Consider the following 23,190-nt stretch of genomic DNA (forward strand, 5'->3'; position numbering starts at 1 on the left):
TGGGAGTAGGGCAGTAGGGAGTAAGGGAGTAGGGAAAAGGGCCTCGTTGCGTTGGCCTTTTTGCCCTACTCCCCTACTGCCCTACTCCCTTATTCCCTTGCCTAAGCAGCTTGTTTCGCCTTACCCTTCGACCCCTTCATCGTCATCGATGCGGCGAGGATCGCCTTGACGATGTTGTGGTAGCCGGTGCAGCGGCAGATGTTGCCGTCGAGCTCGGCACGCACCGTCGCCTCGTCGAGCCCTTCGGGGTGGCGGCTGATCATGTCGGTCGCCGTCATGATCATGCCCGGCGTGCAGAAGCCGCATTGCAGCCCGTGATGTTCCTTGAAGGCAGCCTGCACCGGATGCAGGTCGGCGCCATTGGCCAGGCCCTCGATCGTCAACACGGTGGAGCCGGAGGCCTGCACCGCGAGCATCGTACAGGATTTGACCGCCTTGCCATCGACGTGGACGACGCAGGCACCGCATTGCGAAGTGTCGCAACCGACATGCGTGCCGGTAAGGCCGAGATTTTCCCGCAGGAAGTGAACCAGAAGTGTTCGGTCCTCGGCAGCACCGCTGACCCGCTTTCCGTTCACCATCAACGAAACGTCCGACATGGTCCCTCCCTGGGTATCAACCTTGGTATCCACGCTGCCGACGCGGTATTCGCGCTTCGGTGGTGCATTATTCGTACACCGCACATCGGACAAAAAACAGCACGTCGCAAACGCGGAACATTGTACTTTCGATCATGGCCGCGCCCAAACATGCGGTGCCGGTGGCCCCATTGCCAAACCGCCGATTGAAGGCAACAATGTCGGTCGACGCCCGCGCGCCAGAAGCATTTAAAAACAGCCGCGCACAAAAAAGCGTCGGAGGAAATGCGGAGAACATCGCTGGCCAATTCACAGACGCGCTATGCATGCGGCTTGTCGGCGCTCACTACGGACGAGCCCGACATGGAGGCGTTCGCCAAGGCGATCGCACTGGAAGCAGCCGCCATCGACGCAGGCTTTGCCCTGCTGTTCTTTTCCCAGAGCCTGGTCGAAGCCAGCGCCCTTTCCCAGGCGCTCATGACCCACGCACCGGCGCTCCACCACGCCGGCTGTTCGACTGCCGGCGAGATCACGCCGCAAGGTCTCGAGGATGGCCATGTGCTGGCCATGCTGCTTCCGTCCACCGCGTTCACCGCCGTCAGCGTGATGGTCGAAAATCTGTCCTCGTCGGGTATGGACAGGATCACCGGCGAGGTGGAGACCCTGCGGCGATCGCTGCGCGCGCGCCTTGGTTGCGATCGGACCAAAGGCACTTTCGCGCTCTGCTTCATCGACGGGCTCTCTTATGCCGAAGAAGCGGTGAGTTCAGCCATCCACTGGGGCCTCGACGACATTCCGCTGCTTGGCGGCTCCGCCGGCGACGATCTGAAATTCGAGACGACGCGCCTGATCTCGAACGGCAAGGTCACCTCCGACAGCGCCATCATCGTGCTGATATCGACCGAAATTCCCTTCCATGTCTTCAAGACCGACAATTTCGTTCCCACCGATGAAAAACTGGTGGTGACGGCTTCCGATCCCGATCATCGCATCGTGCGCGAGTTCAATGCCACCAATGCGGCGCAGGAATATTCCGCGTCCGTCGGCATCGTCGCGCAGATGCTGACGCCACTGAGCTTCGCCTCGCATCCCGTGGTGGTGAAAGTGGGCGGCCAATATTATTGCCGGTCGATCCAGAAGATGCATGCCGACGGCTCGCTGTCGTTCTTCTGCGCCATAGACGATGGCGTCGTGCTGTCGATCGCTCAACCCAAGGACATGGTCGAATCGACGCGCGCCGCCCTGCGCGATGTCGAGGAGAGGCTTGGCGGTATCGACATGATCCTCGGCTTCGACTGCGTGCTGCGCCGGCTGGACGCGCGCAATCGGCAGGTGTTTCGCGAGATCTCGGAACTCTACCGGGTCAACAATGTCATCGGCTTCGGCACCTATGGCGAACAGTACCGGTCGATGCATCTGAATCAGACTTTTACCGGCATCGCCTTCGGCGAGCGCCAGGCGGCGGAATAGGACGGCGCAACAAGATGCCGCTGAGGGACATAAACGATCTTGAAAAGCTGAAGAAGATCAACGCGGCACTGGTCAGCCGCGTCGAGCGCTCGATGGACCAGCAAGGCAACGCCTTTTCGCTGTTTCAGACCGCGATCTCGCTGGAAAACCGGGTGCGCACCCGCACCGAGGAACTGCACTCGACCTTGCGGCGGCTGGAGCAGTCGAACATCGACCTCAGCGCCGCCAAGGAAAACGCCGAATTGGCGAACCTGTCGAAAACCCGTTTCCTCGCCGCTGCCAGCCACGACGTGCTGCAGCCGCTGAACGCGGCCCATCTCTCGGTTTCGGCGCTCGCCGAAGTTCAGACCAGTGACGAGGGCAAGAAACTGGTGCGGCAGGTCGAGCGCTCGCTGGAGACGATGGAGGACCTGCTGCGAACCCTGCTCGACATATCAAAGCTCGATGCCGGCGTGGTGCAGCCCGACATGAGCGATGTCAGCTTGGAGGCGCTGTTCTCGTCGCTCCGCTCGGATTTCCTGCCGGTGGCGGAGATGAAAGGCCTGTCGCTGAAATTCCGGCCGGTCCATGCGGTGGTCCGCTCCGACCGCACGCTGCTGCGCCGCATCCTGCAGAACATTCTTTCCAACGCGCTGGGCTATACACGCTCGGGCGGCGTGCTTGTCGGCACCAGGCATCGCGGCGACACCATCCGCATCGACGTCGCCGATACTGGCTGCGGCATTCCCGACGACCAGCGCGAGGCGGTGTTCGAGGAGTTCCACCGCGGCACCTCGCCGGCCAATGCCGAACTGGACGGTGGCGGTCTCGGGCTCGGGCTTGCCATCGTGCGCCGCATGGCCAGCGCGCTCGGCCATCCCGTGACATTCTCGTCGAAGGTCGAACGCGGCACGATCTTCCACATCGATGTTCCCGTCGGCATCGGTGCGCCAACCGATGCCATCGCCAGGGTTGCCGACATGGAACGGCCGCGCGGCTATGGCCTGTTCGGCACCAAGGTGCTGCTGGTCGAGAACGATATCGAAGTGCTGCAGGCCATGACCTTCCTGCTCGAACGCTGGCAATGCCTGGTGCGGGCCGCGACCTCGACCGACGATGCGCTCGACATGCTTGGCGACACCGACTGGGTGCCCGACATCGTCATTGCCGACCAGCATCTCGACGGCGGCGATCTCGGCACCACGACCATCGCCGAAGTCCGCGACTATCTCGGCCGCGCCGTGCCGGCGCTGATCGTCACCGCCGACAGTTCGGAAGCAGTCGCCAAAGCCGCCCGCTCCGGCGGCATCGAACTGATGCGCAAGCCGCTGAAACCGGCGCAGCTAAGGGCCCTGCTGGCGCATTTGCTGGCTTAGCTTCATACCCTCCCATTGATGGGAGGGTTAAGTTCAAAACCCCGCCTGATCCCTGAAAAGCTCCGCATTGTCCAGCTTCGACACCTCGATCACCGCCTGCGTGCGGCTGTAGACATTGAGCTTGCGCAATATCTCCGAGACATGCGCCTTCACGGTCGTCTCGCCCACCTGCAACTCGTAGGCGATCTGCTTGTTGAGCAGGCCTTGGCGCAACATCTGCAGCACGCGCAGTTGCTGGGGCGTCAGCGTCGACAGGCGCTGCACCATGTCGGCGCGGTCGACGCTTTCGGCGTCCGGCGTGCGGCCTTCATAGGTTTCCGGGACATAGATCGCGCCTTCCATCACCGAGCGTATGGCGGCGGCGAGGTCGCTCTTGCGTGCCGATTTGGGGATGAAGCCGGCAGCGCCGTAGGACAGCGCCTCGGAAATGATCTTCGGCTCCTCATAGCCTGAGACGATGACCACGGGCAGGCGCGGATAGCGGGTCCGGAGTTGCAGCAGCCCGTCAAAACCATGCACGTCGGGCATCGAAAGGTCGAGAAGCGCGAGGTCGAACGGCTTGGCATCGGCCAGAAGATCGAGCGCTTCAGTGATCGAGCGTGCCTCCACCGTGTCGACTTCCGGATAGGCCATCTGCACGGCGCTGTGCAGCGCCTCGCGAAACAGCGGATGGTCGTCGATGATCAGGAACCGGGCGCGATCGTGGGTTGCGGTCATGGGGTTCATTTCAGTTCGTGAGCGATTAGAATAACCTCTCCACCATGGCCAGATTATTGCCAAATAGTATATCGCCATCTCCCGCGGAAAGTGCCGCCGGCACTTTCTCGACCAAATCGCCTTGTCCAGCCCCCCAAATCGGTCGAATGTTCCGGCAACCAAGCAGAGACCCTTGATGACAGAATTCGTCCTTCCCCTGCCCGCAACCGCATCGGTGGCCGTTGCCGGCTCGTCCGATCGTTTCGCGGTGCGCCGTATCTACTGCGTCGGCCGCAACTACGCGGCGCATGCCCGAGAATTCGGCAATGACGAGCGTGATCCGCCCTTCTTCTTCACCAAGCCGGCCGATGCGGTGGTCGATTCCGGCACCGCTATCCCCTATCCGCCGCTGACGGCCAATCTGCACCACGAGATCGAACTGGTGGCCGCGATCGGCAAAGCCGGCTTCCGCATTCCCCGCGACAAGGCACTGGACCATGTCTGGGGCTATGGTGTCGGCATCGACCTCACCCGCCGCGACCTGCAGGACGAGGCCAAGAAGGCCGCCCGGCCCTGGGACTGGTCGAAGGCCTTCGACCGCTCCGCCCCTTGCGGCCCGCTGGTGCAAGCGCAGGAATCCGGCCACCCGCAGAAGGGCCGCATCTGGCTCGCCGTCAACGGCAAGATCAGGCAGGATGCCGACCTCGCCGAACTGATCTGGCCGATATCGGATATCGTGTCGATCTGCAGCGAGGCGATGGAACTCGAGCCCGGCGACCTGATCTTCACCGGTACGCCGGCAGGCGTCGGCGCGGTTGGCCCCGGCGACACGATGACCGGCGGCGTCGACGGCATCGGGACCATCGAAGTGACCATCGGCCAGCCGAAGTGAGGCCATGAGCGAACTCGTCCTGCACAATTACTATCGCTCCTCCACCTCCTATCGGGTGCGGATCGCGCTGGAGATGAAGGGGCTGAGCTACGACTACGTCCCGCATCATTTGCGCCATGGCGAGCATCTGGAACCAGCCTATCTCGCGGTCAATCCGCAAGGGCTGGTGCCGGCGCTGATCCTCGGCGACGGCACGCTGCTGACGCAATCGCTGGCGATCATCGAATTCCTCGACGAGACCAGCCCGGAACCACCGCTGCTGCCGAAGGACCCGGCCGGCCGGGCCCGCGTGAGAATGCTGGCGCAGATGATCGCCTGCGACATTCACCCGGTGAACAATCTGCGTGTGCTGACCTCGCTGCGCACCCTGTTCGGCGCCGGCGACGAGGACATCACCAATTGGTTCCGTCACTGGGTGAACGAGGGCTTTCAGCCGCTTGAACAGATCCTGGCTTCCTCGCCCGAAACGGGTGCATTCTGCCATGGCGACGCGCCGGGCCTGGCCGACATCTGCCTCGCCGCGCAGATTGCCAGCAACGCCCGGTTCGGCGTCGATCTGACGCCCTACCCGACGATCGCGCGCATCAACGCCGCCTGCCTAGCGCTGCCAGCCTTCCAGAAAGCCGCGCCCCAGAACCAGCTCGATGCCGAGTAGAGAAGCCACCGACCCGGATGAAGCCAAGGCGCTGGCCGATATCGAAGCGTATGGCTGCCACATCTTGCATGTGCTGGAGGAAGGCGACGATCCGCCTTTCACCTATTCGGTTGGGATAGAGCACAACTTCAAGGCGCCGGAACTCATCGTCATCGGCCTGAAGCCGGAAATCTCCCAGTTCATCATCAACGAGTATTGCAGCCGCGTCCGCTCCGGCGAGGTTTTCCAACCAGGGCAGCGATCGTCCGGTTTTATCGAAGGTTTCGACTGTCAATTCGGCGCCGTTCATATCGACCACTACCGCGAGCATTTCGGCTGGGACCTCTGGTTCTACGACGGCCTGGATTTCCGTGTTCTCCAGCTGATCTATCCCACTGTGGACGGCATCTGGCCGTGGCAGGCCGAGGCGAGCGACTGGTTCCGAGGCTGGCAGCCGCTTCTCGACACCGCGCCGTCGCCATAGGCCTATCTGCCGACGCGCAGCGTCAGCGCCCAGAACAGCAACGCCAACAGGCCGATGCCGGCCCCAAGCACACAGACGCCGCTCCAGCCCATTGCACCATAAGCCATGGTCGAGGCGATCGAGCCCAGGGCGCTGCCGACCGAGTAGAAGATCATGTAGCCGCCAACCAGGCGGCTGCGCGCATCCGGGCGGCGGGCGAAGATCAAGCTCTGGTTGGTGACGTGGACGGCCTGGATCGCCAGATCCAGCATGACTATGCCGGCGACGAGCAGCCACAGAGACATGCCCATGAAGGCGATCGGCAGCCAGGCCGCCATCATCAGCAGCAGGCCGAGTCCGGTGACCAACTGGCCGCGGCCGCGATCGACGAGGCCACCGGTCCAGCGCGCACCGAGCGCGCCGGCGACGCCCGCAAGACCGAAAAGCCCAATCTCGGTATGCGAAAGTGAAAATGGCGCAGCACTCAACGGCAGCACCAGCGGCGCCCACAGCACGTTGAAGCTGGCGAAGATCAGCATGGCCAACACCGCCCGCACGCGCAGCAGCGGCTCCTGTACGAACAGCAGCAGTACCGAAGCGAGCAGGCGCGGATAGGATGTGCGTGGCCGCTCCGCCTCATGGCGCGGCAGGATGAGGTAGAGAACCATCGCCATGACGAGCGTCAACATGGCCGAGACAAGATAAACCCAGCGCCAGCCGGCGAAATCGGCGACGACCCCTGAAGCGAAGCGGGCAAGCAGGATGCCCAGGATGACACCGCTGGTGACGGTGCCGACCGCCCGCCCCCGCTGCGACGCTACGGCGAGGTCGGCAGCGAAGGCGACCAGCACCTGCACCACCACCGCAAGCAGCCCGACCACTGCCAGGCTCGCCAGCAGCATCGCCGCATTGGGCGCGACCCCGACCGCCACCAGCGCCACGGCAGACAGAATCGCCTGCCCGGCAATCAGCTTGCGGCGATCGAACAGGTCGCCCAGCGGCACGATGAAGAACAGGCCGAGCCCATAGCCGATCTGCGTTACCGTCACCACGATGCCAACCGAGGCCGGCGCGATAGCAAAATCATGCGCCATGGCGTCGAGCAGCGGATGGGCGAAATAGACATTGGCAACGCTCAGGCCGCAGGCGATGGCGAAGATCAGCGCGGTCAATCGTGACAATCCCGCAGGCGGCGGCGCCACCCGAGGCGGCCCATCGGATTGCTCGAGGCTTGTTGCGCCGCTGTTCGCCACCTGCATGTTCATGTCTGCTCTCTCCACAGAAGGTTTCAACTTGAAACCTCTTGCTGGATAGGCAGAACAGTTTTATGTTGCAACCGAAAATCGAATGCTGGACCAACGACTGCCATGGTGAAACGAACGAGCCACCACGAAGCGGATTGCCTCATAGCGCGACCACTGGACGCGATTGGCGACTGGTGGTCGCTGCTCATCGTGCGTGACGCATTCGACGGCTTGCGGCGCTTCGGCGAATTCCAGAAGAGCCTCGGCGTCGCCAAGAACATCCTGTCGTCGCGGCTGCGCAATCTCGTCGCGCATGGCATCCTCGAAACGGTCCCGGCACCCGACGGCAGCGCGCACCATGAATATGTGCTGACGCAAAAGGGACGCGGCCTGTTCTATGTCCTGGTTGCCCTGCGGCAATGGGGCGAGACCTACTTCGCCGGACCGGGCGAACCCTATACCTTCATGGTCGACAATCTCACCGGCAGGCCGATCAGGCGCCTGGAAGTTCATGCCGAGGACGGGCGGCAACTTGCCCCCGGCGAAACCCGGCTTGCCGACTTTCGCAACCGCGAAACCGGTTAAGAGCTGCTGCCTGCCGACAGGCCTGGCGGAATCGATTTCTGCTCGACCAGACAGGGAATCGGCTATCGTTTCCTGCAGCACAGAGGGTGGAGTGACCAATGAAAGCCGTCGTCTTCGAGAAATTCGGCGAAGCGCCGACGATCCAGACCGTTCCCGATCCGAAGCCGGCCGCCGATGGCGTCGTCATCAAGGTCGAGGCGACCGGCCTGTGCCGCAGCGACTGGCATGGCTGGATGGGTCATGACGACGGCATCACGCTGCCGCATGTGCCGGGCCACGAACTGGCCGGTATCGTCGTCGCCGCCGGCAAGCAGGTCACCCGCTGGAAGGCCGGCGAGCGCGTCACCGTGCCGTTCGCCGTCGGCTGCGGCCGCTGCTTCGAGTGCAATTCGGGCAATCACCAGGTCTGCGAACACCAGACCCAGCCCGGCTTCACCGGCTGGGGCTCGTTTGCCGAATATGTCGCCATCGAACACGCCGACACCAATCTCGTGCGCTTGCCCGACGAGATGGAATTCGCCACCGCCGCCAGCCTCGGCTGCCGCTTCGTCACCTCGTTTCGAGCCATCGTCGACCAGGGCCGGGTTAAGCCGGGCGAATGGGTCGCGGTGCATGGCTGCGGCGGCGTCGGCCTGTCGGCGATCATGATCGCCAGTTCCATGGGCGCCAATGTCATCGCCATCGATCTCACCGACGAGAAACTGGATTTCGCCAAAAAGATCGGCGCCGTCGCCACCATCAACGCGTCAAAGACGCCGAATGTGGTCAAGGCGGTCAAGCAGATCACCAATTGCGGCGCACATATGTCGATGGACGCGCTCGGCCACCCCACCACCTCGTTCAATTCGATATCCAATCTGCGCCGGCGCGGCCGCCATGTGCAGGTCGGCCTGATGCTGGGCGAGCATGCCCGGCCGCAGGTGCCGATGGACAAGGTGATCGCCTTCGAACTCGAAATCCTCGGCAGCCACGGCATGCAGGCCTATCGCTACCAGGCGATGATGGACATGATCCGCAACGGCAAGCTGAAGCCCGAACTGCTGGTCGGCAAGAGAATCAGTCTCGACGAGGCGCCCGCGGCCCTGATGGCGATGGGCGGCTTCGAGGGCATTGGTATTGGGGTGGTGACGAAGTTCTAAAGCGCGTCGCGTTTGAACGGATCCAGGCGACGCGCTTTAGGTCCTTGTTTTTATGCATGTCGTTCTCCCAAAACCGGGGCCACTTTTGGGCGACATGCATTGGGCGAGGACGGCACCGTCGTCAGGCGATCGCGCGTCGTGGCAATTCCTGCCTCGCGAATCGCTTGGCGCCTACGACGCAAAGCACGACGCCAAGCGTGACGACCACCATCAGCGGGCTGACCTGCTCGTGCAGCAGCGTCGCAGCCAGTGCCAGTCCGAAAAATGGCTGCAGCAGCTGTAACTGCCCGACTGCGGCGATGCCGCCTTGCGCCAGCCCGCGATACCAGAACACGAAGCCGATCAGCATGCTGAACAGCGAGACATAGGCAAGCCCTATCCACGCACTGACGCCGACGCCGTCGAACGACGGCGGCATGGTCATCAGCGTCAGCACCAGCATGATCGGCAGCGACAGCACCAGCGCCCAGCAGATCACCTGCCAGCCGCCGAGCTTGCGTGACAGCGCGGCACCCTCGGCATAGCCCAGGCCGCAGGCGATGATGGCAGCCAGCATCAGACCATCGCCGACCGGCGAGGCCGTCACGCCCTGCGTCAGGGCAAAACCCGCGACCAGCGCGCTGCCGATGCATGAAAACAGCCAGAACGCCGGGCGCGGACGGTCGCCGCCGCGCAGCACGCCGAAGATCGCGGTCGCCAACGGCAGCAGGCCGACGAAGATGATGGAATGGGCCGTGGTGACGTGCTTGAGCGCCAACGCGGTCAGCAGGGGAAAGCCGACAACCACGCCAAGCGCGACGATCACCAGCGACAGCAGATCGCCGCGCTCCGGGCGTTTCTGCCGGAACAGAAGCAGCAGCGCCAGGCCAAGCAGGCCGGCAATCGCCGCCCGGGCCGAGGTCAGGAATGTCGGATCGAAATCCCTGACCGCCACGCGCGTTGCCGGCAGCGAGCCGCTGAAGATCAACACGCCGATGAATCCATTCATCCAGCCGCTCGCGGTCTTGTCCATCGTATGCTCCGTTTGTCGGCTCCGTATCGCGCGGAGCCGGTGGTATCGCCAGAGACAATGCGGTACAATTATGCAAAACTGTCATGGTCAGCAGAGCAGTACGGATGGACAAACAGACAACAGGAAGCGAGAGCAGCGGAACGCTGGTCGAAGGTGTCATGGCGACGATCCGCCAGCGGATCGCGGCGCGCAGCCTGACGCCGGGAGCGCAATTGCCGTCGATCCGCGCCTTTGCCAAATCCATGCGAGTGTCCAAATCCACCGTGGTAGAAGCCTATGAGCGGCTCGCCGCCGAAGGCGCGATCCGCTCGCGGCCGGGCTCCGGATTCTATGCCGCCGGATCGCTGGCGCCGCTGTCGCTGGCCGAAATCGGTCCCCGCCTCGACCGCGCGGTCGATCCACTCTGGATCTCACGCCAGTCGCTGGAAGCCGGCGACGAGATGCTGAAGCCCGGCTGCGGCTGGCTGCCCGCTTCATGGATGCCCCAGGGAGGTCTGCGCCGGGCACTGCGCACGGTAGCGCGTGCGGACGATGTCGCACTGGCCGATTACGGCACGCCGCTCGGCCTGCCACCGCTACGGCAATTGCTGGCGCGGCGTATGGCCGGGCACGGCATCGAGGCCTCTCCCGAGCAGATCATGCTGACAGAATCAGGCACGCAGGCCATCGACCTGTTGTGCCGGTTCCTGATCGAGCCCGGCGACACCGTGCTGGTCGACGACCCCTGCTACTTCAACTTCCATGCTTTGTTGCGCGCCCACCGGGCCAAGGTCGTCAGCGTTCCCTACACGCCGTCGGGGCCGGACATCGATCTGTTCGCGCAGGCGCTGGCCGAGCATCGGCCGCGCCTCTACATCACCAATTCCGCCATCCACAACCCGACCGGCGCGGTGCTGTCGCCAGTCACCGCGCATCGGCTGCTCAAGCTCGCCGACCAATCGGATCTGACCATCGTCGAAGACGACATCTTCGCCGATTTCGAACATGCGCCCGCCCCCAGGCTGGCGGCGTTCGATGGTCTCAACCGCGTTGTCCACATCGGCAGCTTCTCCAAGACGCTGTCCGCGTCGGTTCGCTGCGGCTTCATCGCAGCCCCCCGCGACTGGATCGAGCCCCTGGCCGACCTGAAGATCGCCACCACCTTTGGCGGCGGCCGGCTTGCGGCCGAACTGGTGCTGACCCTGCTGAAGGACGGCAGCTACCGCAAGCACATGGATTTGCTGCGCGCACGGCTTGCGCGCGCCATGGGCGAGACCAGCGTTCGTCTGAAGGCGATCGGCATCTCACCCTGGATCGACCAGCCGGCCGGCCTGTTCCTGTGGTGCAGTCTGCCGGATGGCGTCGATGCGGCCGAAGTCGCCCGCCGCGCGCTGGCCGACAACATCGTGCTGGCACCGGGCAACGCATTCAGCCTGTCCGGGATGGCTGGCCGCTTCCTGCGCTTCAACGCTGCCCAATGCGCGGACGAGCGGATTTTCAGGGTGATCGAGGCTGCGATGACGCGACCAAGCTGATCCTGTTGCCTGGACAACCTCCGGCTGCTAAGGGACGGATCTGCGCGTCGAGAGAATATCCGCGCGATCCGGGATAGCGACTATGGGAACCAGCAAGTCAGCAGACAAGTAGGCCGCAATAGCACTTCGTTGTTGCGGCGGCCCGTCATTTCCCATCTTCAGTGAGAACGGCAGATCGCCGCCAAATGTAGCCATTTGAGCGGATGTTCAATCATGCCTTGTCCTAAAAACCCGACATGGACTTCCCTGCCAGCAGCCATGGTGCTGATGGCGCCCTTCGACATCCTGGCCTCGCTGGCCATGGACATCTACCTCCCGATTGTCCCGGCGATGCCGGAGATCCTCAAGACATCGCCCGATGTCATCCAGCTGACACTGAGCCTCTACATGATCTGCCTTGCGCTCGGCCAAATCGTCTTCGGCCCAATTTCCGACAGGATCGGCAGGCGTCCGGTGCTGATCGGCGGCGCGCTTTTGTTTGCAGGCGCTTCCGTCCTGCTCGCCTGCACCTCGCTGGCCATGGTGTTCGTCGCCTTGCGGGTCGTGCAGGCCATCGGGGCATCCGCCGTTCTCGTTGCGACATTTGCAACGGTTCGCGACGTCTATGCGCAGAGGCCTGAAAGTGCCGTCATCTACGGCCTGTTCAGTTCGATGCTGGCCTTCGTGCCGGCGTTGGGGCCGATTGCCGGTGCATTGATCGCCGAAAATCTTGGCTGGCGCGCGATCTTCCTGACGCTCGGCGGTCTGGGAATAGCCGCCACCCTTAACGCATGGCCGAGATGGCATGAAACACGGCCCACCAATGGCAACGACAGGCGAATGGCGTTTCGTCCCATTCTCTCCAGCTTCGCCTTCTGGGCGTACACGCTCGGCTTCAGTGCCGCCATGGGCGCCTTCTTCGTGTTCTTTTCGACGGCGCCGCGGGTGCTCATGGACCGCGCCGGCTTTTCACAGCTCGGTTTCAGCCTGGCCTTCGCCACCGCGGCGCTGGTGATGATCGTGACCACCCGCTTCGCCAAAAAGTTCATTGCACGTCGGGGCATTGCGGGCAGTGCTATCAGAGGCATGGCGATGTTGCTGCTCGGCGCGGCTCTGCTGGCGGCCGGGCAGCTGTTCGCGGCGCCGTCCTTCGCGACATTCGTCTTACCGATGTGGGTCGTTGCCGCGGGTATCGTCTTCACTGTCTCAGTCACCGCGAACGGTGCACTCGAGGCGTTCGGCGATGTCGCGGGAACCGCCGTCGCGCTCTACTTCTGCATCCAGAGCCTTGTCGTCGGCATCCTCGGCACGCTGTTCGTCATCCTGCTTGATGGAGACACGGCGTGGCCGCTGGTGGGCTACTGTTCGGTCATGGCGACGCTCACACTAGGCGCACTGAGGCATTTGCAGAAACGCCAAACCGAATAGACGGGACAGATGAGAAGCCTCGGCCGTTGGCGCAGGCTTCTCATCGTTGTCAGCGAGACGCCGCGCAGACTTCCCGCACGCGGTCGCGCAACCAGCGTTGCGCCGGATCGGCATCGAGGCGCGGATGCCACAGCATCGAGATGGTGACCTCCGCGGTGGCAACCGGCAGGGGAAAACTGTGCATGCCTGCGCGTGCGCCCTCGGTGTGCCGCTCCGGAACGCTTGCGATCAGGTCGGACGTGCGCGCCATGGCAAGGGCTGCCGAGAAACCGGAAACCATGCACACGACTGTCCGCTGCAGCCCGAGCCGGTTCAGGGCCTCGTCGATCGGCCCTTTCTCGCGGCCACGCCGTGAAACGCTGATGTGCCGGCCTGCCGCATAGCGCTCTGGCGTCACCGTGCCCTCGCTCAACGGATGGCCCATTCGCACGGCGCCGATGAAGCGGTCGCGAAGCAATGCCTGGATGCGCACCTCCGGTCCGGTCTCGCCAGCGACGCCTATGTCCAGGTCGATCGCCGCGTCGCGCAGCGACATGACGTCTCTATCGGACTTCGGCGCAAAGCGCAGCCGCACGCCGGGCGCATCGGCCTGGATACGGGCGACGAGACGCGGCGCGAATTCTTCGACGAAGCTCTCATTGGTGCGCAGCGTGAAGACCCCGTCCAGGCTCGGGAGATCGAGCAAGGTGGCAGGGCGCAGCAGCGCCTCCGCATCCTGGACGACACGGCCCACCTGTTGTCGCAGTTCTTCCGCACGCGGCGTCGCCACCAGGCCGCGACCGGCGCGAACCAGCAGCGGATCGCCCGTAGCCTCGCGCAACCGCGCCAGCGTCCGGCTCATCGCCGAGGGGCTGAGGCGCAGGCGGCTGGCGGCACGCGCCACGCTGCCTTCGGTCAGCAGGATGTCGAGAGCGAACAATAGGTTGAGATCGGGTGATGTCATCGGCAGATCATGGCATGATATGGCGCCAAACGCATGAATAAGATGCAAATGCTGCGCCTTCCGCCACATTGGCCACGGAACTAGATCTCCAGCAGTTCCGGTTGTGGGACTGATGGAAGGAGATCGCCGTGGCAATCGCTGAGCAAAATCGGGACGGGCTGACATCGGCACCGCCACAGATGCAATCCGCCGGCTGGGCGTTGGCAAGCCTGTCGCTCGCCACGCTGCTATCCTCGCTGGGAACCAGCATTGCCAGCGTCGGGCTGCCGTCGCTGATGCAGAATTTCGGCGCGACGTTCCAGTCCGTGCAATGGGTTGTTCTGGCCTATCTGCTCGCCATCACCACACTGATCGTCAGCGCCGGCCGGCTGGCCGACATGTTTGGACGCCGGCCGTTGCTGCTTGGCGGCATCGCGCTGTTCACATCGGCATCGGTGCTCTGCGGCCTGGCGCCGACGCTGTGGCTGCTGATCGCCGCACGCGCCGTGCAGGGACTTGGCGCGGCGCTGATGATGGCGCTGACGCTGGCCTTTGTCGCCGAAACCGTGACCAAAGACAGAATTGGCAGCGCCATGGGCCTGCTCGGCGCAATGTCCGCGATCGGTACGACACTTGGCCCCTCGCTCGGCGGCCTTTTGATCGCCGGCTTTGGCTGGCGCGCGATCTTCCTCGTCAATGTCCCGCTGGGTGTGCTCACCTTCGCTCTCGCCTGGCGTGCCTTGCCGGCGCGCAGCAAGACAGCGCAGGCCGACCGAGGCACGTTCGATGTCATGGGCACTGTCCTGCTGGCCCTGACATTGGCCGCCTATGCGCTGGCCATGACGCTTGGTAGAGGCAATTTCGGACCGCTCAACGTCGGCCTGCTGGTCGCTGCCGGCATCGGTGTTTTTCTTTTCGCCGCCGCGCAGGCGAGTGTGAAAAACCCCTTGATCCAGCTTGCCAGCTTCCGCGACTTCCAACTGAGCGCCAGCCTCGCCATGAGCCTCGTTGTCGCCACCGTCATGATGGCGACCCTCGTGGTGGCTCCATTCTACCTGTCACGCGGACTTGGGCTCGATGCCGCAATGGTCGGCCTCGTGCTGTCGACCGGCCCGCTTGTCTCGGCCCTGTCGGCGCTGGTCGCCGGACGCCTGACCGATCATTTCGGCGCCCACAGGATGATGGTCGCCGGCCTGCTCAGCCTCGCCACGGGCACGTTCCTGCTGTCGCTCGCCATGGTGACGCTCGGCATTGCCGGCTATGTCGTTCCGATCACCGTCACCTGCATCGGCTACGCGCTGTTCCAGACATCCAACAATGCAGCCGTCATGGCCGGCATCAGTGCCGGCCAGCGCGGCGTCGTCTCCGGCCTGCTCAACCTTGCGCGCAATCTCGGCCTCATCACCGGCGCATCGTTGATGGGCGCCATATTCGCCGTCGCATCGGCCAAGGGGCACGAAGGCATTGGTCTTTTGGGTTCCGAGGCCGCCGCCCGGGGAATGCAGGTCACATTTCAGACGGCGACGGTGCTGGCGCTGATCGCGCTGGTCCTCGCGCTGCTCTCTGCCCGCGCCGCAGGCCGCACGGAATCCAGGGGTTCGTGACGCGCCACACCGCTCAGAGAGTAGAATTTCCAAACAGGCTCAGGCGCCTGCCCGCTTGCGGCGTTCATAGAGCATGACCAGCGTTTCAGCCGTCAAGGCAGGCTTTTCCTCGCCTTCGATCTCGACCGTATTGGCTGCCTTCATGAGATACTGGCCGGGCCCCCTGTCCTCCATGGACAGCAGCGTGATGCGCAGCCTGATGCGCGCGCCGACCTTGACCGGCGCCAGGAAGCGCACCTTGTCGAAGCCATAATTGAAGGCAGCCTGGGTGTTCTCGGGCACGATGCCCATGCCGAGCGCCAGTGCGCCGATGATCGACAGCGTCAGATAGCCATGCGCAATCGTCGTGCGGAACGGGCTTTGCCGCCGCGCCCTTTCAGGGTCGACATGGATCCATTGGTGGTCGCCGGTGCATTCGGCGAACTGGTCGATGCGGTTCTGGTCGACCGTCGTCCACTCCGATACGCCAAGCTCCTGCCCGGCCATCATCCTCAACTGCTCGTAGGTCGGCGGCGCTTTAGGCCGTATTTCGTTCATTCCTGGTTTCCCGATCGCTTCCAGAGCCTCCGGACCACGAACTGACGGCCTCTGTCAATTCGCTCGGCGCGAATCCGTTCCGCCGGTTTCGGCCGCAATCGTGCCACGCCGCGAGCGCAGTCGCAGGCTAAATCGGGATTTCCAGGCTTCAGGGGCCGCTGGCAGCAACGAGCCAGCCTCGGCCATTTCCGCTACTTCTTCTCGTAGCCGGCGCGGATTTCCTCCATCGCCTCCTTGATGCGCGTGCGCAGGATGTCGACCGATTCGGCGCCGGATTTCTTGACCAGTTCAGCCACTTCGCCCGCATTCTTCAATGCGACTTCGAAAGACTTTCTGGCAAACTCCGTCTGTTTGGTCATCAGTTCCTGCGGATTGCCCGGCGCCCTGTAGCTTTGCGCCATGTCCGTGACCTCGCGCAGCGTGTCCTCCAGCATCTCGCGCTGCCTGGACAACAGCGAGGTCGCGCCGGCGGCACTGGCTCGTGTCGATTTCTCTAGCGCTTCGAGGTTCTTGCGGTGATGGGCGAGGATCGCCTCGACATCGACATTGGGCACCTTCAGGTCGCGGCCGAACCTGCCGAACATGTCCATGAAGGAATCGGATTCCGGTTGTTTCGCCATGCTCGTTTGCTCCCCTTTGCCGCATGATGCGGGCACCCTCGGCGGGAGAATAGCACTCGCATTCGGACACGGAGGAGTGAGCGCCAGTCTGGTCGCGCATCAATTCACGAGGAACAGCCGCTCGGCCACATAGAGCACGACACCGGCGAGCCCGCCGATGATCATGCCGTTGAAGCGGATATACTGCAGGTCCCGACCGATGTTCATCTCGATCAGCCGCGTCAGCTGCGCAAGATCCCAGCGCTTGACCTGGTCGGCGATGAATGTCGACACGCCGGCCTTCTGGCTCTCCACGAACGACGCCAGAGCCACCACGAACCCTTGGTTCATGTCGGCCCGGATCTGCGCATCCCCGGCAAGATGGCGACCGACCTCGACGAACATGTTGGCAAGATGCGCGCGGACAACCGAATTCGGCGCCTTGGCGTCCTGCTCGATGAACTGGCTGAGGCTTGCCCACATCTCGCCGGCCAACCCCTTGACCTCCGGCCGGGCCAGGAAGTCGCGCTTCAGCTTCTCGGCCCGTTTGGCGTATTGCTTCGATGTTCTCAGCTTCTCGACGAAGCCTTGGGCGAAGCGGTCGAATTCGGCGCGCATCGGGTGGTCGGGATCGGCCCTCACCTCGTCGAGAAGCGAGCCGGCCGAGGCGACGATCTTCTTCAGGAGATAGGCGTCGGCGCGGAACAGGTTGAACAGCGACGGCAGTTCCTCGCGGATCTTTTCGCGCATCGTCGCCAGCGCCTGTTCGTCATTGAGGAACCTGCCGATCACCTTGGTGAACTCGTCGAACAGTTTCTGGTGGCGGCGGTCGTCGGTAAGCGCTGACAACAGCTCGGCGGCCAGCGGCGCCAGCGGCACCTTTTCGATCTGTTCGAGCATGCGGCTGGTGACGAAGCCGCGCAGGCCGGATTGCTCGCCAGCGGCCAGCGTCTGCGGCACCAGCCGCACGACGAAGCGCGACAGGCCGGCGGCGCGCTCCGTATCGGCCAGCCAGTCGGCGACGAGTGCCGAGAAATCCACCTCGGCGAGCTTTTCGCGCACCGGTTCAGGCGCCAGGAAGTTGGCCTCGATGAAGCGACCGAGATTGTCGGCGATGCGGTTCTGGTTCTCCGGGATGATGGCCGTGTGCGGGATCGGCAGCCCCAGCGGCCGCCTGAACAGCGCCACCACCGCGTACCAGTCGGCCAGACCGCCGATGGTCGCGGCCTCGGCAAAGGCGGCGACGAAGCCGAGCCATGGATAGGTGCGCTCGAAGGATTTGGCGAGCGCAAACACCAGCACGCAAAGCGCCAGTGCGGCCGCCGCAAGGAATTTTGTCCGCCGCAACGCGGAAAGCCTGGCATCCGCCTCGGCATCGAAACGGACCGGCGCCAGGGGCGAAGCCGATTGTGACATGGGTGAGCCGCTCCTCGTCGATCTCAGCCTATTTAGTGTTCCGATGGCCGAAATACCCGCGACAGCGGGTTTCGTCCGGAACTTTCCCCGGCCGCGCACACAAAGTTGAGGAGAAAATTCATCTATCGCACGAAGCTAGTCTGGAATTATTCCAAGGTATAGGCCATATTCCGCCCGAGCCAATGTGGCGAATCCGGAAATTCGGGTCAAAGCCATATCAGCAAAATTTCCAGATCTGGCGTGGTTGCACCGCACCAGTGCCTTGTGAGGACAAAATGCGGCTTACGCGCCAGACCAACTATGCCATGCGCATCTTGATGTATTGCGCGGCCAATGATGACCGATTGAGCCGCATCCCCGAGATCGCGGCCGCCTATTCGGTGTCGGAGCTTTTCCTGTTCAAGATCCTGCAGCCCCTGGTCGAGCACGGCCTCGTCCAGACCGTGCGCGGTAGGAATGGCGGCGTCAAGCTTGGCCGGGCGGCCGAAGCCATCAGCCTGTTCGATGTCGTGCGCGTGACAGAAGAGAGCTTCGCTATGGCCGAATGCTTCGAGAACGATGCCGCCGAATGCCCGCTCGTCGATAGCTGCGCGCTGAACTCGGCGCTGCGCGAGGCGCTGAACGCGTTCTTCGCCGTGCTGGAGCGCTATACGATCGCCGACCTCGTGGCGGCACGTCCGAATGTGCGCAACCTGCTCGGAATCGACATGCTGGAGCGCCGCGCACCAGCTGCCTGACCCAGCAGGGGCGCGGGCTAGATCTGCAATCAAGCCGCTGACTGAGGCAGCACGAACGGCATATTGCCGGCCGGCAGCACGCCGACCCTGAGCCGGCAGTCGAACACTTTTTCGATCAGGTCATCGCTCAGCACATCTCGCGGCGACCCGGTGGCGGCCAGCCTGCCGCGATGCATGACGAAGATCCGGTCGGCATACATGGCGGTCAGATTGAGGTCGTGCAGGATGGCGACCACGCCGCCGCCCCTTCTGGCGAAGTCGCGGGCAATGTTCATGATGATCAGCTGGTGCTTGATGTCGAGGCTGGAAACCGGCTCGTCGAGGAACAGAAAACGCGGCTTGCCGTCGAGCACCGGTGCCCAGACCTGGCACAGCACACGTGCGAGTTGGACGCGCTGTTGCTCGCCGCCCGAAAGCTCCTGGTAGAAACGGCCGGCAAAGCCGTGGAGATCGACACGCGCCAGCGCCCGTTCCGGCAGCCGCGCATCCTCGCCCGGCAAGACGCCTGAGCGGCCGCCGACAAGGCCGAGCTTGACCACTTCCCGCACGGTGAACGGGAACGACAGCGTCGTCGCCTGCGGCAGCACCGCACGATGGACGGCCACCTCGACCGGCTTCATCGTCGAGAGATCTCGGCCGTTGAGGGCAACGCGCCCGGTGTAGGCGAGTTCGCCGGAGAGCGCTTTGAGGAAGGTCGTCTTGCCTGAACCATTGGGGCCGACGATGGCGGCGATCTCGCCGGGCCGCGCGTGGAAATCGATACCGCTGACGATAGGCTTGCCGCCGATATCAACCGAAACATCCTTGGCCTCGATCATCAAGCCTCACAAATCAACCACGCCGCGCTTGCGCAGCAGGATCCAAAGGAAAAACGGCGCGCCCGCTATCGCGGTGACGATGCCTATCGGCAGTTCGGCCGGCGCAACGATGGTGCGTGCGACCGCGTCGGCCAGAAGCAGCAGCGAGGCACCGAGCAGCGCCGACGCCGGCAGCAGATAGCGATTGTCCGGACCAATCAGCAGGCGCAGCAGATGCGGTACCACGATGCCGACGAAGCCGATGCCGCCGCTGACGGCGACGGATGCGCCGACCGCGGCAGAGACGCCGACGATGGCCGTGTATTTCAGCCGCTGCACCGGAATGCCGAGATGACCGGCGGTCGCCTCGCCAAGCGCCAGCGCGTTGAGGCCGCGTGCCAGGAACGGCATCGCCGCCAGCGCCAGCACGATGATCGGCCCTACCGACGCGATCTTCGCCCAAGTCGCGCCGCCGAGCGATCCGAGTTGCCAGAAGGTCAGGTCGCGCAACTGGCGATCGTCGGCCATGAAGATGAGGATGCCGGTCAGCGCCATGGCGAGCGCCGCCAGCGCGATGCCGGCAAGCAGCATTGTGGCAACCGAGGTTTGCCCCCGCCGCGTCGCGACCTGGTAAAGCACCAGCGTGGTGGCGAGCCCGCCACAGAAGGCCGCCAGCGGCAGTGCAAGCGTGCCAAGCAAGGCGGTCACCGGAGCCAACATCGTGGCGCCGAGCACGATGACGGCAACCGCGCCGAGGCTGGAGCCGGCCGAGACGCCGATCAGGCCGGGGTCGGCCAGCGGATTGCGGAACAGTCCCTGCATGACCGCGCCGGAGACCGCGAGCGCCGCGCCGACCAGCATGCCGAGGATGATGCGCGGCAGGCGGATGTCATAGACGATCAGGCTGTCGCGGGCGCTCACCGCGGCGTCATCAGGCACTGTGCCGAACAGCCAGCCCCCGATGACGTTGACGGCCGAAGCGTCCGAAGCCCCCGATGTCAGCGACAGATAAACGGCAGCCGCCAACCCCAGGCACAGCAGAAGGATGACGATGCGGGCGCGGCCCGACCTGTCGCCTTCGGATACGCTTGCCATCACCGGGCCGGCGATCGATTGATCGACCATGATCCGCCCGTTCAGTCCGTGACCTGCCCGCCATAAAGCGAGACAGCGAGGTCGTGGATGGCATCGGCCGTGCGTGGCCCGAAGCCGAGCAGATAGGCACCGTCGATGCGGATCAGCTTGCGCGCCTTTCCGGCCGGCGTCGAGGCGATCGACGGATTGCCGAACAGTTCGTCGTCCGAGACCGGAGGCCCGGCATTGCTCATCATCAGGATCACGTCCGGTCTGGCGGTTATGATCGCCTCGTCGGACATTTGCTTGTAGCCGGAAAAGCCCTCGACCGCGTTGACGCCGCCAGCCAGCTTGACCATACCGTCGGCCGCGGTCTCGCTGCCGGCCGCCAGGATCTTGCCGCCCTGTATCGACAGCACGAACAGGATGCGCTTGCGTTCCTTGATCGACGTCGTCGGCTTCTCGGCTGCCGTGAGCTTGGCATCGAGCTCCCCGGCGAGCACCTCGGCCTTGGCGTCGACGCCGAGCGCCTTGCCGACGATACGGACCTTTTCGAGGATGCCTTCGTGGCTATAGTGCTCGGGCACTTCGATGAACGGCACGCTCGTCTTCTTCAAGACGTCGACGGCTTCCTTGGGACCGCTGCCATGCAACGCCAGGATGCCGGTCGGGTTGACCGAGAGCACGCCTTCCGGTGACAGCGCACGCATATAGCCGACATCGGGCAGCTCAAGCGCCGCCTTTGGGTACCGGCTGGTGGAATCGCGAGCCACCAGATGCTTTTCCTCGCCGAGCGCATAGACGATCTCGGTGATCGAGCCGCCAACGGCCACGATTTTCGAAGGATCGGCAAACACGGCCGTGCCTTCCATGGCGCTGGCGGATTGCAGTGCGATAACAGCCATGGAGATACCGATCACCGGCCGGAAAATAGATCCGCGCACGGTCGACAATCTTGGGAAAAAACGCATCGCATTTTCCTCAGGCTGCGGTCGCGCTTGGGATGCGCGGCAGGTTTTCCGCCAGGAAGCGCCAGTCGTCCCGCTCGCTTTCGCCTTCATGACGCTTGCCGAAGAACTGGATGAACATCTTGCCGTCGGAATCATAGACCTCAAGCGAGGTGACATGACCGTCCTTGGTCGGCTTGCGCACCGCCCAGACCTCCTGGATGTGGTCGGTGCGCAAATGCAGGTGGAAGGTTTCGTCCAGCACGTTGATCCATGGCCCCATCGGCTTGATCGACTTGATCGGACCGGAATGGATCTGGATGCAGCCGCGGTTTCCCACAAAGCACATGATCGGCATCTCGCCCTCCGCAGCGTGATGAAACATGGCACGGACGGCATCATTGTCGAGCTGCCAGGCATAGTCTTGCCCGACCAGGCGCACCGCCTGCCGGCGGCTGAGCTTCAGCGTCTTCAGCATGCCGAAGAACTGGTGCACATCGGTCAGCCGGCTCCAGCGGTCGCGCAGATCGTCGAGATTGGCGGCCGCTTCGTCGCCATGGCTCTCGTCATCGGGGAGTGGTCCCGAAATGTCGACGGTCGGCTCCTGATTGGACGATTCGAGCGCGGCAACCAGCTTCTGATAGGCATAGAGGCTGGAGGCCGGACGCAAATGCACCTTGTGCACGGCCTCGCCCGCCGCATCGAAAAACTGCAGGCTGCGGCGGATTTCGTCGCCGTCTCGCTTCTCGACGGCAAAGCCGTGTGCCCAGACCTTCGGGAAGATGCGCAGGTCGATGTTTTCGCCAAGCACCATGGCATTGTGGTTGCCGGTGACGACCTTGTCATAGACGCCGATCTTTTCGTGCACCGCGCTCTCATTGCGGGTCAGCGCCATGACCTCGCCGACGGCCTCGAGGCCGGTCAGAAGATCGTTGACGCGCGGCTCGATGCGCACGACGCCGTCGCCGCAATGCGCGGCGACCAGTTCGGCTTCCGAAATGCCGAGCTGGGCAGCCAGATCACGCTCGCGCGTCTTCGGATTGTCTGTCCGTGCCCGCCGGATTTCATGCGGGGCGGGTTTTACGCGCTGATCCATGTTTCGTCCCTGCTGCCTAGAGCAATTCCGGGAAAAGTGTGAAACGGTTTTCCGTCCGGAATTGCGTTAAAACAAAGAGCTAGAGCGGTTCGGCGTTTCCGTGAAACGGTGAACCGCTCTAGCCTTACTTGTTGAGAATGAGCTTGCCCTGACGGGTGATCTTCAGCCGGTAGAGCGCACCGTGATGCTCGATGCCGATCTCGTGCTCGCCCTGGAACAGAGTGTTGCTGGACAGGGTTCGCACCGCCAGCGGAACCCGGTCGAAACGGGTGGGGGCCGAGGCATCGTCGGAACGGCGGACGCGATAGCGAAAATCGTTGGGATTGTGGGTGTTCATCTCTGTCGATCCCTTTCCTGTGCCGGGCGTCTGGCTAGGCGTTGCGTAATCCGATTCATTTCTTGACTTGAATAATCATGTTTACTAGTCAGTGCAATACCGGATTAAATGAGTCAACATTTAAGACGCCGGAGA

Annotated in this window: 24 protein-coding genes; 11 read left to right on the plus strand and 13 right to left on the minus strand. The window is 63.6% G+C overall.

The features are described 5' to 3' along the window. Positions 1-101: 101 nt before the first annotated feature. Complete coding sequence (locus AC0L24_RS16950) at positions 102-599, minus strand: (2Fe-2S)-binding protein (RefSeq protein ID WP_127291588.1); 498 nt, start codon at positions 597-599, stop codon at positions 102-104. A 264-nt stretch (positions 600-863) separates the two neighbouring features. On the opposite strand from AC0L24_RS16950, the gene AC0L24_RS16955 reads away from it, so the two are divergent. Both AC0L24_RS16955 and AC0L24_RS16960 read left to right on the plus strand, forming a co-directional pair. Then, positions 864-2,048, plus strand: coding sequence for an FIST signal transduction protein (locus AC0L24_RS16955; RefSeq protein ID WP_127329575.1), 1,185 nt, complete (start codon positions 864-866; stop codon positions 2,046-2,048). 14 nt (positions 2,049-2,062) lie between these two features. Continuing rightward, positions 2,063-3,403: a hybrid sensor histidine kinase/response regulator gene (locus tag AC0L24_RS16960; RefSeq protein WP_127396088.1), complete on the plus strand. Its 1,341-nt coding sequence runs from the start codon at positions 2,063-2,065 to the stop codon at positions 3,401-3,403. Positions 3,404-3,436: 33 nt separating this feature from the next. On the opposite strand, the gene AC0L24_RS16965 is transcribed toward AC0L24_RS16960, so the two are convergent. Then, positions 3,437-4,120 (minus strand): response regulator, encoded by a 684-nt coding sequence (locus AC0L24_RS16965; RefSeq protein ID WP_027039066.1) that lies wholly within the window; start codon positions 4,118-4,120, stop codon positions 3,437-3,439. Positions 4,121-4,295: 175 nt separating this feature from the next. Between AC0L24_RS16965 and AC0L24_RS16970 the strand changes: the two genes are divergently transcribed. From AC0L24_RS16970 to AC0L24_RS16980, 3 genes are read left to right on the plus strand one after another with little or no spacing between them, the layout of a single operon-like run. Continuing rightward, a complete protein-coding gene (locus AC0L24_RS16970) occupies positions 4,296-4,991 on the plus strand; it encodes a fumarylacetoacetate hydrolase family protein (RefSeq protein ID WP_127810248.1) in 696 nt (231 codons plus the stop codon). Positions 4,992-4,995: 4 nt separating this feature from the next. Beyond that, the gene (gene maiA, locus AC0L24_RS16975; RefSeq protein WP_127810247.1) at positions 4,996-5,646 is read left to right on the plus strand and encodes a maleylacetoacetate isomerase; all 651 of its coding nucleotides are present in this window, start codon (positions 4,996-4,998) and stop codon (positions 5,644-5,646) included. Beyond that, positions 5,636-6,109 carry a DUF4262 domain-containing protein gene (locus AC0L24_RS16980; protein WP_127810246.1) on the plus strand — a complete coding sequence of 158 codons (474 nt, stop codon included), beginning with the start codon at positions 5,636-5,638 and terminating at the stop codon, positions 6,107-6,109. The genes maiA and AC0L24_RS16980 overlap by 11 nt, the downstream gene beginning before the upstream one ends. Before the next feature lie 2 nt (positions 6,110-6,111). On the opposite strand, the gene AC0L24_RS16985 is transcribed toward AC0L24_RS16980, so the two are convergent. Continuing rightward, complete coding sequence (locus AC0L24_RS16985; protein ID WP_127810245.1) at positions 6,112-7,353, minus strand: MFS transporter; 1,242 nt, start codon at positions 7,351-7,353, stop codon at positions 6,112-6,114. Between the two features lie 102 nt (positions 7,354-7,455). On the opposite strand from AC0L24_RS16985, the gene AC0L24_RS16990 reads away from it, so the two are divergent. Together AC0L24_RS16990 and AC0L24_RS16995 are read left to right on the plus strand one after the other, a co-directional pair. Next, positions 7,456-7,917 carry a winged helix-turn-helix transcriptional regulator gene (locus AC0L24_RS16990; protein WP_127810244.1) on the plus strand — a complete coding sequence of 154 codons (462 nt, stop codon included), beginning with the start codon at positions 7,456-7,458 and terminating at the stop codon, positions 7,915-7,917. Positions 7,918-8,015: 98 nt separating this feature from the next. Then, positions 8,016-9,056, plus strand: coding sequence for a zinc-dependent alcohol dehydrogenase family protein (locus tag AC0L24_RS16995; RefSeq protein ID WP_127810243.1), 1,041 nt, complete (start codon positions 8,016-8,018; stop codon positions 9,054-9,056). Positions 9,057-9,177: 121 nt separating this feature from the next. Here AC0L24_RS16995 and AC0L24_RS17000 read toward each other — a convergent pair whose 3' ends face one another. Then, a complete protein-coding gene (locus AC0L24_RS17000; RefSeq protein WP_127810242.1) occupies positions 9,178-10,068 on the minus strand; it encodes a DMT family transporter in 891 nt (296 codons plus the stop codon). Positions 10,069-10,172: 104 nt separating this feature from the next. Between AC0L24_RS17000 and AC0L24_RS17005 the strand changes: the two genes are divergently transcribed. Both AC0L24_RS17005 and cml read left to right on the plus strand, forming a co-directional pair. Next, positions 10,173-11,582, plus strand: coding sequence for an aminotransferase-like domain-containing protein (locus tag AC0L24_RS17005; protein WP_127810241.1), 1,410 nt, complete (start codon positions 10,173-10,175; stop codon positions 11,580-11,582). Between the two features lie 213 nt (positions 11,583-11,795). Beyond that, positions 11,796-12,989, plus strand: a complete 1,194-nt coding sequence (gene cml, locus AC0L24_RS17010; protein ID WP_473563989.1) for a CmlA/FloR family chloramphenicol efflux MFS transporter — start codon at positions 11,796-11,798, stop codon at positions 12,987-12,989. A gap of 49 nt (positions 12,990-13,038) precedes the next feature. Here cml and AC0L24_RS17015 read toward each other — a convergent pair whose 3' ends face one another. Further along, positions 13,039-13,932 (minus strand): LysR family transcriptional regulator, encoded by an 894-nt coding sequence (locus AC0L24_RS17015; protein ID WP_127810240.1) that lies wholly within the window; start codon positions 13,930-13,932, stop codon positions 13,039-13,041. A gap of 128 nt (positions 13,933-14,060) precedes the next feature. Here AC0L24_RS17015 and AC0L24_RS17020 point away from each other — a divergent pair, with 128 nt between their 5' ends. After that, complete coding sequence (locus tag AC0L24_RS17020; RefSeq protein WP_127810239.1) at positions 14,061-15,515, plus strand: MFS transporter; 1,455 nt, start codon at positions 14,061-14,063, stop codon at positions 15,513-15,515. A gap of 39 nt (positions 15,516-15,554) precedes the next feature. Here the strand turns inward: AC0L24_RS17020 and AC0L24_RS17025 are convergent, their stop codons facing one another. The 3 genes from AC0L24_RS17025 to AC0L24_RS17035 all read right to left on the minus strand — a co-directional run bounded on the left by AC0L24_RS17025 (position 15,555) and on the right by AC0L24_RS17035 (position 18,067). After that, positions 15,555-16,052, minus strand: coding sequence for a MaoC family dehydratase (locus tag AC0L24_RS17025; protein ID WP_127267530.1), 498 nt, complete (start codon positions 16,050-16,052; stop codon positions 15,555-15,557). Between the two features lie 191 nt (positions 16,053-16,243). After that, positions 16,244-16,672 (minus strand): phasin family protein, encoded by a 429-nt coding sequence (locus AC0L24_RS17030; protein WP_127810238.1) that lies wholly within the window; start codon positions 16,670-16,672, stop codon positions 16,244-16,246. Positions 16,673-16,771: 99 nt separating this feature from the next. Then, positions 16,772-18,067, minus strand: a complete 1,296-nt coding sequence (locus AC0L24_RS17035; RefSeq protein ID WP_473563990.1) for a DUF445 domain-containing protein — start codon at positions 18,065-18,067, stop codon at positions 16,772-16,774. 275 nt (positions 18,068-18,342) lie between these two features. Here AC0L24_RS17035 and rirA point away from each other — a divergent pair, with 275 nt between their 5' ends. Continuing rightward, on the plus strand, positions 18,343-18,804 hold the full coding sequence (gene rirA / locus AC0L24_RS17040) for an iron-responsive transcriptional regulator RirA (RefSeq protein WP_127267528.1): 462 nt from the start codon (positions 18,343-18,345) through the stop codon (positions 18,802-18,804). Between the two features lie 29 nt (positions 18,805-18,833). Here rirA and AC0L24_RS17045 read toward each other — a convergent pair whose 3' ends face one another. From AC0L24_RS17045 to hemP, 5 genes are all read right to left on the minus strand, one after another. Then, positions 18,834-19,622: a heme ABC transporter ATP-binding protein gene (locus tag AC0L24_RS17045; protein WP_127810236.1), complete on the minus strand. Its 789-nt coding sequence runs from the start codon at positions 19,620-19,622 to the stop codon at positions 18,834-18,836. A 6-nt stretch (positions 19,623-19,628) separates the two neighbouring features. Next, a complete protein-coding gene (locus AC0L24_RS17050) occupies positions 19,629-20,726 on the minus strand; it encodes a FecCD family ABC transporter permease (RefSeq protein WP_473563991.1) in 1,098 nt (365 codons plus the stop codon). Positions 20,727-20,737: 11 nt separating this feature from the next. Further along, a complete protein-coding gene (locus tag AC0L24_RS17055; RefSeq protein ID WP_127396590.1) occupies positions 20,738-21,646 on the minus strand; it encodes a heme/hemin ABC transporter substrate-binding protein in 909 nt (302 codons plus the stop codon). A gap of 10 nt (positions 21,647-21,656) precedes the next feature. Next, positions 21,657-22,718: a hemin-degrading factor gene (locus tag AC0L24_RS17060; protein ID WP_127396589.1), complete on the minus strand. Its 1,062-nt coding sequence runs from the start codon at positions 22,716-22,718 to the stop codon at positions 21,657-21,659. 124 nt (positions 22,719-22,842) lie between these two features. After that, positions 22,843-23,055: a hemin uptake protein HemP gene (gene hemP, locus AC0L24_RS17065; protein WP_127271521.1), complete on the minus strand. Its 213-nt coding sequence runs from the start codon at positions 23,053-23,055 to the stop codon at positions 22,843-22,845. Positions 23,056-23,190 lie beyond the last annotated feature (135 nt).

The organism is Mesorhizobium sp. WSM4809 (assembly GCF_055811655.1).